The 15,647-nt window shown below is 39.6% G+C and carries 15 protein-coding genes, 1 rRNA gene and 1 other annotated feature; all 16 genes read right to left on the bottom strand.

Features of this window, described 5'->3' with window-relative positions:
- Positions 1-62: 62 nt before the first annotated feature.
- Complete coding sequence (gene rpmG, locus CWR48_RS01925) at positions 63-212, bottom strand: 50S ribosomal protein L33 (protein ID WP_115771362.1); 150 nt, start codon at positions 210-212, stop codon at positions 63-65.
- A gap of 97 nt (positions 213-309) precedes the next feature.
- Positions 310-963 (bottom strand): RNA polymerase sporulation sigma factor SigH, encoded by a 654-nt coding sequence (gene sigH / locus CWR48_RS01920; protein ID WP_115771361.1) that lies wholly within the window; start codon positions 961-963, stop codon positions 310-312.
- A gap of 183 nt (positions 964-1,146) precedes the next feature.
- Positions 1,147-1,656 carry an NYN domain-containing protein gene (locus CWR48_RS01915; protein ID WP_115771360.1) on the bottom strand — a complete coding sequence of 170 codons (510 nt, stop codon included), beginning with the start codon at positions 1,654-1,656 and terminating at the stop codon, positions 1,147-1,149.
- Positions 1,656-2,402: a 23S rRNA (guanosine(2251)-2'-O)-methyltransferase RlmB gene (rlmB, locus tag CWR48_RS01910; RefSeq protein WP_115771455.1), complete on the bottom strand. Its 747-nt coding sequence runs from the start codon at positions 2,400-2,402 to the stop codon at positions 1,656-1,658. The genes CWR48_RS01915 and rlmB overlap by 1 nt, the downstream gene beginning before the upstream one ends.
- Before the next feature lie 7 nt (positions 2,403-2,409).
- The gene (locus CWR48_RS01905; RefSeq protein ID WP_115771359.1) at positions 2,410-2,808 is read right to left on the bottom strand and encodes a Mini-ribonuclease 3; all 399 of its coding nucleotides are present in this window, start codon (positions 2,806-2,808) and stop codon (positions 2,410-2,412) included.
- A 2-nt stretch (positions 2,809-2,810) separates the two neighbouring features.
- Positions 2,811-4,211, bottom strand: a complete 1,401-nt coding sequence (cysS, locus tag CWR48_RS01900) for a cysteine--tRNA ligase (RefSeq protein ID WP_115771358.1) — start codon at positions 4,209-4,211, stop codon at positions 2,811-2,813.
- Entirely contained in the window at positions 4,192-4,863 is a 672-nt protein-coding gene (cysE, locus tag CWR48_RS01895; RefSeq protein ID WP_115771357.1) for a serine O-acetyltransferase, read from the bottom strand. The genes cysS and cysE overlap by 20 nt, the downstream gene beginning before the upstream one ends.
- A gap of 198 nt (positions 4,864-5,061) precedes the next feature.
- Positions 5,062-5,277 (bottom strand) — a binding site (T-box leader).
- Positions 5,278-5,348: 71 nt separating this feature from the next.
- Positions 5,349-6,818: a glutamate--tRNA ligase gene (gltX, locus tag CWR48_RS01890; RefSeq protein WP_115771356.1), complete on the bottom strand. Its 1,470-nt coding sequence runs from the start codon at positions 6,816-6,818 to the stop codon at positions 5,349-5,351.
- Positions 6,819-6,976: 158 nt separating this feature from the next.
- A complete protein-coding gene (locus CWR48_RS01885; RefSeq protein ID WP_115771454.1) occupies positions 6,977-8,071 on the bottom strand; it encodes a PIN/TRAM domain-containing protein in 1,095 nt (364 codons plus the stop codon).
- Between the two features lie 125 nt (positions 8,072-8,196).
- Positions 8,197-9,570: a DNA repair protein RadA gene (gene radA / locus CWR48_RS01880; RefSeq protein ID WP_115771355.1), complete on the bottom strand. Its 1,374-nt coding sequence runs from the start codon at positions 9,568-9,570 to the stop codon at positions 8,197-8,199.
- Positions 9,571-9,854: 284 nt separating this feature from the next.
- Positions 9,855-12,287: an ATP-dependent protease ATP-binding subunit ClpC gene (clpC, locus tag CWR48_RS01875; RefSeq protein ID WP_115771354.1), complete on the bottom strand. Its 2,433-nt coding sequence runs from the start codon at positions 12,285-12,287 to the stop codon at positions 9,855-9,857.
- Positions 12,288-12,300: 13 nt separating this feature from the next.
- Positions 12,301-13,365: a protein-arginine kinase McsB gene (gene mcsB, locus CWR48_RS01870; RefSeq protein WP_115771353.1), complete on the bottom strand. Its 1,065-nt coding sequence runs from the start codon at positions 13,363-13,365 to the stop codon at positions 12,301-12,303.
- A complete protein-coding gene (gene mcsA / locus CWR48_RS01865; RefSeq protein WP_115771352.1) occupies positions 13,362-13,913 on the bottom strand; it encodes a protein-arginine kinase activator protein McsA in 552 nt (183 codons plus the stop codon). Before mcsA ends, mcsB begins: the two co-directional genes overlap by 4 nt.
- A gap of 81 nt (positions 13,914-13,994) precedes the next feature.
- A complete protein-coding gene (locus tag CWR48_RS01860) occupies positions 13,995-14,456 on the bottom strand; it encodes a CtsR family transcriptional regulator (protein WP_115771351.1) in 462 nt (153 codons plus the stop codon).
- Between the two features lie 241 nt (positions 14,457-14,697).
- A complete protein-coding gene (locus tag CWR48_RS01855) occupies positions 14,698-15,399 on the bottom strand; it encodes an MgtC/SapB family protein (RefSeq protein ID WP_115771350.1) in 702 nt (233 codons plus the stop codon).
- 161 nt (positions 15,400-15,560) lie between these two features.
- Positions 15,561-15,647: ribosomal RNA gene (gene rrf / locus CWR48_RS01850) — 5S ribosomal RNA — on the bottom strand; the annotation flags it as partial.

Genomic DNA, 15,647 nt, shown 5'->3' with positions numbered 1-15,647 from the left:
TCACTATTTTTGAAGGGATATATCGCTTGATTTGCAGAAAGCGCCCCAGATGAAATCACACTTTATTTCGTTTCGCGATGCAATGTATGTTTCCCACATGTTTTGCAAAATTTGCGTACTTCTAAACGTGTAGATTGTGTGGATACATTTTTATTTGTCGAATAGTTTCTACTTAAACAAATTGCGCACGCCAAAGTTATGTTATTACTCATTCTACCACCCCATTATAAGAGGTTTTTTCCACATATAATGTAGCATGTTTCTACTTCTCATGTCAATGCAATATAAAGATACTTTCTGGTTGATAGGCTATTGCGATTTCGCTTCATTCACTTCTAGCAGCTGCTCCAATTTACGTTTCACCCGCTGTAAGGCGTTATCAATTGATTTCACATGTCTTTTTAATTCGACCGAAATCTCTTGATAGGTGCATCCATCGACATATAATTGGAGCACTTCTCGCTCTAACTCGCTTAATAATTCCGATAATTGCAGCTCAATATCACTCATTTTCTCGCGGTTTACAAGTAGTTCCTGCGGGTCAACCGACCTTGATTCAGCAATAATATCTAATAATGTTCGTTCCGAGTCTTCATCATAAATAGGCTTATCTAGTGACACATATGAATTTAGTGGGATATGCTTCTGCCTTGTTGCGGTTTTAATTGCGGTAATAATTTGTCTTGTAATGCATAACTCTGCAAATGCTTTAAAGGAGGATAGCTTGTCTGCATCGAAATCGCGAATCGCCTTATACAGACCTATCATTCCTTCTTGAATAATATCCTCTTTGTCGGCCCCAATTAAAAAATAGGTTCTTGCTTTCGCGCGCACAAAATTCCGGTATTTATGTATTAAATAGTCTAGTGCATGGTTATTCCCATGATGAATCAAATGCAAAATTTCATTATCGTTCAGGCTCTTTAGATCCTGTTTATCTAGATCAAGTTGACTAACGTTCATGAAGCCCCCTCCAATTACCGTTCCATCACTGTAACGTCATTATACAGGACCAATTTGAAGAACGTCAATACAAGATGACGCATATTTCATTACTTAATTGGGAAAAGTCTAACATTTATCGTCAATCCCAATATACAAAACTGGAAGTGTCTGTGTAGTGACGTATGGAAATTAACGGGTAAACTATAATTCCCCTCGTCTCATTTTTTCAAATTTAGCTAAGGTCTCTTGATCTAATTCTATTTTCGTTTGTGGCTTTATTTGTTGATGGTGGACAATCTCGGATTCAATTTCCCGTTCAATATCTTTGAGCTCAATGTATAGTTCCCTTGCCGACTTCCGAAGCGCACCTTGTCCAAATATCGTACGTTGCTCCGCATAATCTGAAGTCGCAACATATACCTGTGTCTTCACATTTTTTATTTTTTTTACTAGCTTTTCAATGCATTCATCGGCTGTTTCCTTTTCCTTTGTGTAAATGATGTCAACTTTGTATTGGTTCAGCTTGCTCTCTGTCCCTTTTACATAATAGGCATCGAATACAACAATCACTCGATGCCCTGAATATGCTTGATATTCTGCCATTAATTGAATTAGCCGTTCACGGGCCTCACCAATTTCCTTTTCTTTTAGTCGCTGCAATTCATCCCATGCCCCAATGATATTGTATCCATCAACTACAAGTACGACCATTATGCTTCACCGAGTGGATACCGCTTACGATAGACCTCATAGAGTAGCAAGCTACAAGCTACGGATGCATTCAAAGACGATACCTCGCCCTTCATTGGCAGACTAACCGTCCAATCACACTTTTTACGTACTAACCGACTAATTCCTTTCCCTTCGTTGCCAATTACTAACGCAATCGGCATGGTACCATCAAGCCTTCGATAATCCTCCGTTGCTTCCGCTTCAGTGCCAACAACCCAGATATTTCTTTCCTTCAATTCATCAATCGTATTGGCGATATTCGTCACTCTCGCAACCGGGATATGCTCGATTGCACCTGCAGCAGTCTTGGCAACAGTAGCCGTTAATCCTACCGATCTACGCTTTGGAATAATGACACCATGCACTCCTGTAGCATCAGCTGTCCGTAAGATAGAGCCTAGATTATGTGGATCCTCCAGCTCGTCCAAAATAATGAAAAAGGGATCCTCCGCTTTTTGCTCTGCATTTCTAAACAAATCATCTAATGATGCATATTCATAAGAAGCAACATAGGCAATTACCCCTTGATGATTGCCATCTGATAACTGATCCAGTTTGGACTTTGGTACCTTCTGCACAATCGTTCCAGCTTCCTTCGCTAACTGGTGAAGCTTTCCCTGTGTCTGCGCATTTAAATGCTCAAGTACAAGCACTTTATTCACAGACCTGCCAGATCGTAATGCCTCCATTACCGGATTTTTCCCGATGATAATTTCCTGTTCGATTTCCATCTTATACACTCCTTTCTTCGATAAATGCTACCGATAGTTGTAATAATTCTGCTAATCGAGCTTCATTTTTCAATAAATAATGATAGCCGATTAACGCTTCAAATGCAGTGCTGTAACGATAGGTTTGCACACTAATATTCTTCGGAATCGATCCAGATTTAGCATTTCTTCCTCGTGCTACGACACGTCTCTCTTCTTCCGAAAGAATGCCAATCTCTAAGAAGTGTAAAACGACAGCTGCTTGCGCTTTCCCCGCTACAAACTGAACCGCGTGATTATGGAGCTGATTTGGTTTAACTTCACCTTTATTTAATAAGTACTCACGTACATAGACTTCATAAATGGCATCCCCCATGTACGCGAGCGCTAAACTTTTCATTTGTTTTACTTCCAATTCCATTGTTAGCCCCTTTTCCAGCGGACCCCTTGAGCAGTATCTTCCAAAACAATATGCTGGTCCTTCAATAAATCCCTTATCTCATCTGCACGTGCAAAGTTTCGATTCTTTCTTGCTTCGTTCCGCTCCACGATTAGTGCCTCGATATCCTCATCTAGTAAATCCTTCTCTTCGTTCACATTGATACCAAGAATTTGCAAGAATAGCTTGATCTTCTCCTGAAATGCATCGATCACTTGAATCGTCGTCTGCTTCGATTGTAAATACACATTTGCTTCTTTCGCCAAGTCGAATAAGATAGAAATAGCATTTGCCGTATTGAAATCATCATCCATCGCTACTTCAAACTGCCGTTTTAATACGTCAATCTTTGTTAACCATTCTTCTTCATTCCCAGCTAGATTCGTACTTGAAGCTTTTCGATGCTCAAGGTTTTGGTATGCCGTTTTAACTCGGTCAAATCCATTCTTCGCATTTTCCAATAACTCTTCTGTAAAATTAATCGGATTACGGTAATGTACACTCAGCATAAAGAATCTTAAAACCTGTGGGTCATGCTTTTCAATTAAATCACGTGCCAAAACAAAATTCCCAAGAGATTTCGACATCTTTTCATTATTGATATTAATATAACCATTATGCATCCAGTAGTTTGCAAATGAGTGTCCCGTCATCGCTTCTGACTGGGCGATTTCATTTTCATGATGTGGAAAGGTTAAATCCTGTCCACCAGCATGAATATCAATTGTATCGCCAAGGTACTTCTTCACCATTGTCGAGCATTCAATATGCCATCCAGGTCGGCCTTTACCCCACGGGGAGTCCCAAGAAATTTCACCATCCTTCGCCTGCTTCCATAGGGCGAAGTCAAGCGGGTCTTCTTTCTTTTCGCCGATTTGAATCCTGGCGCCCGAGCGTAATTCATCGATAGACTGATGGGATAGTTTCCCATATCCTGCAAATGCACGTGGTTTAAAGTATACATCGCCTTCTGCCTCGTATGCATATCCTTTATTAACAAGCACTTCAATAAAGCGAATAATATCTTCCATTGACTCCATTACACGTGGATTAACCGTTGCCTTCTTAACCCCTAATGCAGCGACATCCTCTAAATAAGCATCAATGTATTTATCTGCAATCTCTGGGACTCGGGCACCCGCTTCATTTGCTGTTTTAATGATTTTGTCGTCAACATCGGTGAAATTAAGTACATAGTCGACCACATATCCCTTGTATTCAAAATACCGTCTTACCGTATCAAATACAATTGCAGGACGAGCATTACCAATATGGATATAGTTGTAAACGGTTGGTCCGCACACATACATACTAACTTTTCCCTCAACCAGTGGTTTGAATTCCTCCTTGTCTCGGGTTAATGTATTATAAACTGTTATTGACATAATCCGTCTTCCCTTCTTTCAGCCTATCGATTTCTATCTTTAGTTGATCAATCTCCTGCTGCAATTCTTTGCAACGATCTGCTACTGGATCGGGTATCTTATGATGATCCAAATCTGTCCTTACCCTTTCTCCATTTTGCACGACGACCCTTCCCGGTATACCTACAACCGTTGAATGATCTGGGACATCCTTAATAACGACAGCACCACCACCAACTTTGGAGCTCTCCCCGATGGTTATTGCCCCAAGCACCTTCGCACCAGTAGAAATCAGCGCATTGTCCTTGACTGTTGGGTGACGTTTACCTTTTTCCTTCCCTGTTCCACCTAATGTAACACCTTGGAAGATTGTAACATTATCACCAATTTCGCATGTTTCGCCAATGACGACACCCATGCCATGGTCGATAAATAACCGTCTGCCAATTACTGCCCCTGGGTGGATTTCAATTCCAGTAAAAAAGCGACTAACCTGCGATATTACTCTAGCAATAAAGAATAATTTCCTTTTATAAAAGGCATGGGCTATTCGGTGGTTCCAAACAGCGTGCACACCGGAATAGGTTAAGAACACTTCAAAATAGGTTCTAGCAGCCGGGTCCTGTTCAAACACCACATCCATGTCCTCTTTCATCCTTTTGAAAATCCCCATGATTCTACTCCCCCCCTTGGATAATTAGAAAACTTGGTTGTCACAAAGCCTTTCGGTGACAGCTTTAGTTGCACTTATGTAGTAAAAAAGTCGATATACTTTCTTACCTACCAAGAAATAATAGACATTGCAACCTAATGGCGTTTAATTACTACTAGAATTATCGGAATTAAAAAAAGCGTCCCTGTGTAATCAATACACAGAGACGCTTCGCACGCGGTCCCACTCTGTTTGGAAAAGTAATACTTCCCAACTTGTGCTCTAATAACGGTAGAGAACCGCTGTTATATACTGTATTTTCCATAACAGACTCTAAGGGGCACTTCAAAAATGACGCCTAGAATCACTCACAGCCACGGTGATTCTCTCTGGATAAGCTAATCATTTTCTACTTTCCCTTTTCAACGTTCATCTTTATCCACATATGACGATGGACTTCATTTGCTTATTAATACTATATTATACAATTGCCTAAATGTGAACACTTAAGCTCCTAATTGTTTTAGCACCTTATCTAAACGTGCCAGGATAACTTCTTTTCCTAATAGCTCAATTGCAAACGGAAGTTCAGGGCCATGCATTTGTCCTGTTGTCGCGATTCGGATGGGCATGAATAGTTTCTTCCCACGATGACCAGTTTCCTTTTGGGTCGCCTTAAACTGTGCTTTAATTGAGTCCTTCGTGAAATCATCCAAATGGATTAACTTGTCCGCGAATACTTGTAATACTTCTGGCACTTGTTCTTCTTTTAACACTTCCAATGATGCTTCATCAAGTTCAATATGGTCATTGAAGAACAGATCCGTTAGCTCAACGATTTCCTTACCATATCGTAATTGGTCACGATATAAAGAAATCATATTCTCTGCCCAAGTGCGCTTATCATCATCCATATCCGCTGGTAATTTCCCTGCTTCTACTAAGTATGGCATTGTGAGTTCAATGACTTTGCTGTAATCAGCTTTCTTAATGTATTCATTGTTCATCCATTTTAATTTTTGTTGATCAAAAATTGCTGCAGATGTAGATAAGCGTTCTGGATCAAAAATTTCAATCAATGTTTCTTGATCAAAGATTTCCTCCTCGCCAACAGGTGACCAGCCAAGTAAAGAAATAAAGTTGAACATCGCTTCAGGCAAATACCCTAAATCTTTGTATTGCTCAATAAATTGAACGACATGGTTATCCCGTTTACTTAATTTCTTCCGTTCTTCATTTAGGATTAACGTCATATGACCATATTGTGGTGCAGTCCAGCCGAATGCATCATAAATCATCATTTGCTTCGGTGTATTGGAAATATGCTCTTCCCCGCGAAGAACATGGGAAATTTCCATTAGATGATCATCGATTGCAACAGCAAAATTGTAAGTCGGAATGCCATTTTGCTTCACCATTACCCAGTCACCGAAGTCGCTTGACTCAAATGAGATTTCTCCACGAACGATATCCTGGAATGTATATGTTTTGTTATCTGGAACACGGAAACGAATACTAGGCTTTCTACCTTCCGCTTCAAAAGCAGCAATTTGTTCTGCTGTTAAATCGCGGTGTGCACCAGAATATTTAGGTGTTTGTCCATTGGCTTTTTGTTCATCACGCTCTGCTTCAAGCTCTTCCTCCGTCATATAGTCTTTATATGCAAGGCCTCTTTCAAGAAGCTCGTCCGTATATTTTTGATAAATATCAAGTCGCTCTGTTTGACGATACGGACCGTATTCTCCGCCAATATCTGCTCCCTCGTCCCATTCGATGCCAAGCCATTTCAGGAATGTGTTCTGACTTTCCTCTCCACCTTCAACATTACGTTTATCGTCGGTATCCTCTACCCGAACAATAAATTTCCCATCAAAGTGTTTTGCATATAAATAATTAAAAAGTGCTGTTCTTGCGTTACCGATGTGCAAATGGCCTGTTGGGCTTGGAGCATATCGTACACGAACTTCATTTGTCATGGTGTTTCCCCTTTCTATTCATAACCTCTACGCCTGAGGTGTTTCGATTGATTCATTTTGTGCTTGCTTCATGTATCCAGTTTTAACTATTAATAAGAAAAGTGATAACATATTCTGTTATCACTTTAATACTCTATCCTCTATAAGTTATACCCTTTTTACTGCGCTTTTTCAAGTAATTTTGGTTTTGCAAAAATCATTCGACCCGCAGATGTTTGCAATACACTCGTAATTAGAACTTCAATCGTTTGACCGATATAGTCCCTGCCTTCTTCGACAACAATCATCGTGCCATCATCTAAATATGCGACTCCTTGATTATGCTCTTTCCCATCCTTAATTACTTGTACGACTAATTCTTCTCCCGGTAATACAACAGGCTTCACTGCATTGGCTAAATCATTAATATTTAGTACGCTCACACCTTGAAGATCACATACTTTATTTAGATTAAAGTCATTTGTTACAACAATCCCATTGATTACTTTTGCGAGCTTAATTAACTTACTATCTACTTCCTGAATCTCCTCAAAATCACCATCATAAATCTCTACTTTGATTGGTAAGTCCTTTTGAATTCGATTTAAGACATCCAATCCACGACGACCACGATTTCGCTTTAAAGCATCTGAAGAATCGGCAATATGCTGTAACTCTCCTAAAACAAATTGCGGAATTATGAGCGTCCCTTCTAAGAAGTTCGTTTGACAAATATCAGCGATACGCCCATCGATGATTACACTAGTATCTAATATTTTTGCCCTTGAGCTAGCAATTTCTTCTACATCCTGACCATCTGCAGCTTTTCGTTTTTCTTTCTTATTCGTTTTTAATAGATTGAAGAATTCATCTCTCCGTCGGAAACCAACTTGAAATCCAAAGTAACCGAGTAAAATGGTAATAAAGAGCGGTAAGATTTGCGAGATAATTTCAATACGAATATCTTGTAATGGCATTGTAAAGAAGTATGCAATAACTAATCCGATAATCAAACCTAAACTACCAAACATTAAATCGATTGCTGGAATTTTTATAAGTGCATCCTCTATCCATTTTAAGAAGTTTACAATATAGTCCGTCAACCAATAAGAGATAAGAAAGAATACGATTGCACCTAATACCATGCCCACATATGGTGATGTGAACCAACTATCTAATGAAACACCTAATAAACTAAAAATGTTTGGAACATATAAATACCCTACTGTTGCTCCAAGAACAATAAAAAATAGATTCACGATTATTTTTAGCACCATTATCACCTCCATTCTTTATTATTGCCTTATTTTTATAAATTAACCTTTAGAAAAGGGAGAAAACGATGATTTAATCATAACATGGAAACTATTGCATTACATTTTCTAACATAATAACCGTTTTACTGTTCAATTCCCACGTCTAACGCCTCTTGAACCGTGCTTACGCCAATCACCTGAATATTGTTCGGTGGCGTCCAGCCCTCCAAATTATTCCTTGGGCAAATCACACGCTTAAACCCAAGCTTAGCAGCTTCTTGTACACGCTGCTCAATGCGAGAAACACGTCTTATCTCACCAGTTAAACCGACCTCGCCAATAAAGATATCATTCGGCCTTGTTGAACGATCACGGAAGCTTGATGCGATACTGACAACAAGTGCTAAATCAATAGCAGGTTCATCGAGCTTTACACCACCTGTTACTTTAATATATGCATCCTGATTCTGTAACATCATTCCAACACGTTTTTCTAAAACTGCCATCAATAATGGCACCCGATTATGATCAATTCCTGTCGCCATTCTTCGTGGGTTTCCGAAGCTGGACGGTGATATTAATGCCTGGATTTCAACCAAAATCGGTCTCGTTCCCTCCATTGAGGCAACTACTGTCGAGCCTGCTGTCCCTTCTGAACGCTCTTCCAAGAATATTTCAGAAGGATTCATTACTTCTCGAAGCCCTTCTTCTTTCATTTCAAAAATACCCATCTCATTCGTGGAACCAAAACGATTTTTAACACTACGTAAAATCCGGTAGACATGATGCCTTTCCCCTTCAAAGTAGAGAACAGCATCAACCATATGCTCAAGCATTCTTGGTCCAGCAATGGCCCCTTCCTTTGTCACATGGCCAACAATAAAAATTGGAATGCCCATTGATTTCGCAATCCGCATAAGCTCACCAGTACATTCTCGAACTTGTGAAACACTGCCAGGAGCACTTGATATTTCCTCGCGATAAATCGTTTGAATGGAATCAATCACAACAAATGAAGGCTTAACTTCCTCAATTTGCTTCGTAATATCATATAGATTTGTTTCAGATAAAACATATAATAAGTCAGCTTTTATTCCAAGTCGGTCCGCCCTAAGCTTTGTCTGACGAGTAGATTCTTCACCCGATATGTATAAGACTGGCAACTGTTTTTCAGCTAACTGAGAAGAAATTTGTAATAGCAGGGTTGATTTACCAATACCAGGATCACCACCAATTAACACAAGGGAGCCAAGAACGATTCCACCACCAAGCACTCGATTGAACTCTTTCATCGATGTCGTCACACGTGGTTCCTTTTCTGATTCAATGGATGTAATACGCTCTGGTTTACTATTCAGCTTCGTAACACCTTTAAAGACATGGTTGCCTCTAGTCGTTGTTGACTCAATTTCTTCGACCATCGTATTCCAGTTATTACAACCAGGGCATTTCCCCATCCACTTCGCTGATTCATAGCCACAATCCTGACAAACAAACTTATTTTTACGCTTTGCCAAATTTCTCGTCCCTTTCCTCTCTATCTATTGTAAACCCTTTTTACGCTTCATAGGTTACAGAATTCTATCAAATTGATCATTGCCTTCCCTAATTTTTGCCACAACTTGATGTATTGACTACTGATTACAATAGCTTATTGTTAAAAAGTCAGGGAATTTTAGGAAAAGCTAGAAGATGGATCTCTTCTAGCTTTGTATGGTAATCATCTGGATTCGTATTAAGTTAGCTTATCTATACCTTTCTTAACTACCAAAATAACAATGCGAAATCTGCCTTAGATTATTTATGCTAGGATAATGAAATCTCCTTTGTTATTCAGTCCGACTTTTACTTTTTCACCAATTGAAATGGTTCCTTTAAGAAGTTCTTCAGACATTAAATCCTCGATGTTCTTTTGAATGGAACGACGTAATGGTCGTGCCCCATATTCAGGATCAAATCCTTCATTGGCAATTTTCTCAACAGCCTTATCCGTAAGTGAGAAATCGATGTCCTGTTCCTTCAAGCGCTTCTGCAATTGCTTGATCATTAATACTACAATATTCTTCATATGTTTCTTCTCTAAGGAATGGAATACGATGGTTTCATCAATTCGGTTTAGGAATTCAGGACGGAATGCCTTTTTCAATTCACCCATTACTTTTGATTTCATATCTTTATAATCTTGTGTTTCATCGCCAAGGTTAAAACCAACATATTTATTCTGTTTTAATTCACTTGCCCCAACATTCGATGTCATGATGATCACTGTATTTCGGAAATCAACGACACGACCCTTCGAATCTGTTAACCGACCATCCTCTAATACTTGCAGCAAAATATTAAATACTTCTGGATGTGCCTTCTCAATTTCATCAAGGAGTACAACAGAATACGGCTTTCTTCGTACCTTTTCTGTTAGCTGACCACCTTCATCGTATCCTACATATCCTGGAGGAGAACCAACAAGACGAGATGTTGAATGACGCTCCATATATTCTGACATGTCGATGCGGATCATTGCATCCTCATCAGCGAACATCACCTCTGCAAGTGCACGAGCAAGTTCTGTTTTACCAACACCTGTTGGTCCTAAGAAGATAAACGAACCAATCGGACGTTTTGGATCCTTTAATCCAGCACGCGCTCTACGGATTGCTTTGGCTACTGCATCTACTGCCTCTTCTTGACCGATCACGCGTTCGTGTAAGGTTTCTTCCATATTTAGAAGGCGTTTCGTTTCATCCTTCGTTAGCTTGGAAACAGGAACTCCAGTCCAAATCGATACGACACTTGCGATGTCCTCCATCGTTACTTCAGAATCGGTTTGTCCCTGCTTTTCCTTCCATTCCTGTTTGGTCTTTTCTACTTCTTCACGGAAACGTTGCTCAGAATCACGTAAAGATGCTGCCTTTTCGAATTCCTGACTTTGTACTGCTGCATCTTTTTCTTTCCGTACTTCTTCAAGCCTTTGTTCCAATTCCTTTAAATTTGGCGGAATTGTATAAGAACGCAAGCGGACTTTCGATCCAGCTTCGTCGATTAAGTCAATCGCTTTATCCGGTAAGAAACGATCGGTAATATATCTATCGGAAAGCGTTGCAGCTGCTTCAATCGCTTCATCGGTAATCGTTACGCGGTGGTGTGCCTCATAGCGGTCACGAAGGCCATTTAAAATTTCGATTGTTTCTTCTAATGTTGGCTCATCCACTGTGATTGGTTGGAATCTCCGCTCTAATGCTGCATCCTTTTCAATATATTTACGATACTCATCAAGTGTTGTCGCACCAATACATTGCAATTCGCCGCGTGCGAGAGAAGGTTTCAAAATATTGGATGCATCAATTGCACCTTCTGCTCCTCCTGCTCCAATTAGCGTATGCAGTTCGTCAATAAATAATATGACATTCCCTGCTTGGCGAATTTCCTCCATTACCTTCTTCAGACGATCTTCAAATTCACCGCGATATTTCGTACCTGCAACGACTGTACCCATATCAAGTGTCATTACGCGTTTGTCACGTAATGTTTCAGGAACCTCATTGTCGATAATTTGTTGTGCTAGTCCTTCAGCAACCGCCGTTTTACCAACACCAGGCTCACCAATTAGTACCGGGTTATTTTTTGTACGGCGACTAAGTATTTGAATCACACGCTCAATTTCCTTTGCACGACCGATAACAGGATCAATCTTCCCGTCCTTCGCGCTTTGCGTTAAATCCCTTGCTAAGGAATCAAGTGTTGGGGTGTTTGCGCTTGATTGCTGTTGCCCACTTCTTCCTTGACGCCCTGCTTGTGATTCATTGCTTCCTAAGAGCTGAAGTACTTGCTGACGCGCCTTATTCAAACTGACGCCTAAATTATTAAGTACACGGGCAGCAACTCCTTCACCCTCACGAATTAATCCGAGTAAAATATGCTCTGTCCCGACATAGGAATGCCCTAACTTTCTTGCTTCATCTTGGGAAAGCTCGACAACTTTCTTCGCCCGAGGGGTGTAATGAATTGATTGCATTTGCTGCTTGCCGGTACCAATCAGCTTTTCCACTTCTTCTTGGATTTTTGGAACTTCTAAGCCTAATGATTGCAATGCCTTCGCTGCGATTCCCTCGCCTTCGCGGACGAGACCTAAGAGAATGTGCTCTGTACCAATATTCGAATGTCCAAGGCGTACTGCTTCTTCTTGAGATAGCGCCAATACTTTCTGTGCTCTTTCTGTAAAACGTCCAAACATCATAATTGATTCCCTCCTATTTCTCTAATTCTAATCGTTCTCGGATGAGTGATGCACGGAGCACATCACACTCATTAGCTGTGAGGTTTTTCTTAGCAAAATGCTGTAAGAATCCTGGTTGTATAAGTACCATAAGTTCATTAAGTATGCTTCTCGATGTATGTTTAATAATACCTAAATCTATTCCTAATCGCACGTTTGAGATACATCTAGCTGCTTCTGTTGCATTTATAATGCGACTATATTCTAAAACACCATAAGAACGATAGATACGATCTTCTAGTGTCAATTCAGATTGTTTCATAAGTATGCTACGAGCGTTCCGTTCATGTCCAATTAATTGATTCACAATACTCTCGAGATCGCTCACAATATCTTCTTCCGATTTACCTAGCGTAATTTGGTTGGAAACTTGGAATATATTTCCTATCGTTTCACTACCTTCACCATAAATGCCTCTTACCACGAGACCTAACTGGTTGATTGCTGGTATTATTCGATTAATTTGTTTCGTCAACGTCAGTGCCGGTAGATGCATCATAACCGAAGCACGTAGCCCTGTTCCAACATTTGTAGGGCAGCACGTTAAATATCCCCGCGTTTCGTCAAATGCATAGTCCACTCTTTCCTCCAACCAATCATCTAGTGCAAATGCATCTTCTAGTGCATTTCGCAATTGTAATCCAGGATAATAGAGTTGAATCCGAAGATGATCCTCTTCGTTAATCATCACAGAGATTTGCTCATCTTGTGAGATTAGCGCTGCAGCCTCATCACTATACTTCACTAAATGGGGGCTGATTAAGTGCTTTTCGACTAATACATGCTTTTCAATCGCTGATAGGTCACTTATTGAAATAAACTCCAAATCCTCATGATTTCGAAATGATTGATGTTCATAGTTTTCCTGAAAAAAGTCACGAATTTCTTCTAGCTTTTCTTCATCCGCTATCAATGGATAGGATACATCAGCGACATTTCTTGCTAACCGGATTCGGCTACTTAAAACGATGTCACTTTCTGGACCATCATTACGCATCCAGGGGCTAATTGCATTATCGATAAAGTGTTCTAAGCTCATGACTTGTCACCTGCTTCTGACTTCTTTGAACTACTTTCTAGCGCTTTGATTTTATCACGGATGATTGCCGCCTTTTCAAATGCCTCGGTTTCAATTAAGTATTGAAGCTCCTTCTTATAGTCCTCAAGTTGTTTCCTTGTTTGTAAATCAATACCCGTACGTTTCGGAACCTTTCCATTATGTTTCGTATTCCCTGCATGTGCACGTCGAAAAATAGGATCCAAACGAGTTGAAAAGGTATGATAACAGGATGCACATCCAAATTTTCCAATCCGCTTAAACTGGGTGAATGTCATTCCACAATGTGGACATGTCAATTCCTGTGCTTGCTGTTTGAATGCGTCATTTTCAACACTCTCTATTTTAGATGCATTGAAATTAATTAAATCCGTTAGTAAATGATGAAACGAATATGCCTCATCCGGATAGGTTAAATATCCCTTCTCCTTCGCACATACCTCGCAAACATGAATTTCCGTCTTTTCACCATTACTTATTTGTGTAAAATGAAGTGTGGCTGGTCGTTCATGGCACTCTTGACATTCCACTCTGCTTCTCCTCCTTACCTATTTGTATCATTGTTAAGAAAATCTTATACTCTGCTACTATACTTAGCAAGAATAAAGAATCTACATATACTTTAATTGTGTAAGCATAGCAGTTAGAATGCGCGCCCGTACTTCATCACGGACCGGCAATTTAAATGCGAGTGTATTTCGATCAATCGCACTAAGCATCAGCTTTGCCTCACGCTCCGAAATAAGTTCTTCTTCTAAAAGACGCTCGAGCACATCAATTGACGAGCGCTGGGTTACGACCGGGTTGATCATTTGTATGATTTCATCTATTAATTCAGATTTATCCTGGTGTGTTACTCGAATGATTCGAATATATCCACCACCACCACGCTTACTTTCTACTGTATACCCTTTTTCCATTGTAAAACGCGTGTTGATTACATAATTGATTTGGGAAGGAACACATTGAAACAATTCCGCAATTTCACTTCGCTTAATCTCAATCGCATTTTGCCCCTTTGATTGCAAAACCCTTTTCAAATACTCTTCAATAACATCTGAAATATTACTCATCTGCCCATCTCCTCTTGTTAGTATGAGTAAGTCTATTATTTATTGCATCATTTGACTTTGACTATCTTTGACTATATCCTTATTATACGCATTTATTATGGAGATGCAAATAGATTTTATAACCTAGTGTGGACAAAAAAACGAAAACAAAACCTTACACTGTGATTAATGTAAGGTTTTGTTAAGAAAATCTGCGTTTAGCTTCAATGTTGAAGCCAATGGAATGGAAGAAAGTGTTTCCCTATTTATCCAGTTCAGAAACATTATTCACGTAATCAATCTTAGAAATCGCATCTATCATGGAAATTCGATCCCCATTCTTCCCCTGTATTAATCGAATGTGTATTTTTCTAATCTCACTTTCCATTTTAATAATATCGATATTCTTTACCTTTTCGCCAAACATCTCAACCGCTGCAACAACGTCCTTTATTTCTAACTCCGGTTCGACAATAATTTCAATGAAACTGGAAGCATGGATTCTTGGAAGAAGCTTTTCGAAATTGTTCAGGAAGATTAAACTTACTAAAATAATCAATGTTGTTAACATTGCAGCCCCGTACATTCCAACACCCACTACTAGACCAATTCCAGCTACAGTCCAAATCGATGCCGCCGTAGTTAAACCGCGAATCGTACCTCCATATACAATAATCGTTCCTGCTCCAAGAAAACCAATGCCACTTATAACGTAAGATGGTATTCGTGCTGGATCAAATCGCACATTATCATACGCCTCTATAAATGAGGAAAACCCGTATAGTGACATTAACATCATTAAACAAGAGCCGACACCTACTAGTATGTGTGTTCGAAAACCAGCGGAGTGATTATTCAGTTCCCGTTCAAAACCAATTAAACCTGACAGTACTAAGGCAATAAGTAAACGAATAATAATAATATGAAAATCATCCCCAAATACTTCATGTAAAAGTGTGTCCAATTGCTTGCATTCCTTTCTGTTCCAAGTAATTTTACTATTGTATTAGCAACTATATTGATTTATTCAATTATGTATATGCTTAGAATTCATGATTAAGACCAGATAATGATTTAAATAAAAAAGTCTAAGATACAGGTTTTGTATCTTAGACTTTTTTGTTAGCCTGGCGGCGTCCTACTCTTGCAGGGACAAAGTCCCAACTACCATCGGCGCTGAAGAGCTTAACTACTGTGTTCGGGATGGGAACA

It is taken from the genome of Oceanobacillus arenosus (genome assembly GCF_003369575.1).
In the GTDB taxonomy this organism is placed as follows: Bacteria; Bacillota; Bacilli; order Bacillales; family Amphibacillaceae; genus Oceanobacillus; species Oceanobacillus arenosus.
This window is presented reverse-complemented; position numbering and strand designations above follow the sequence as displayed.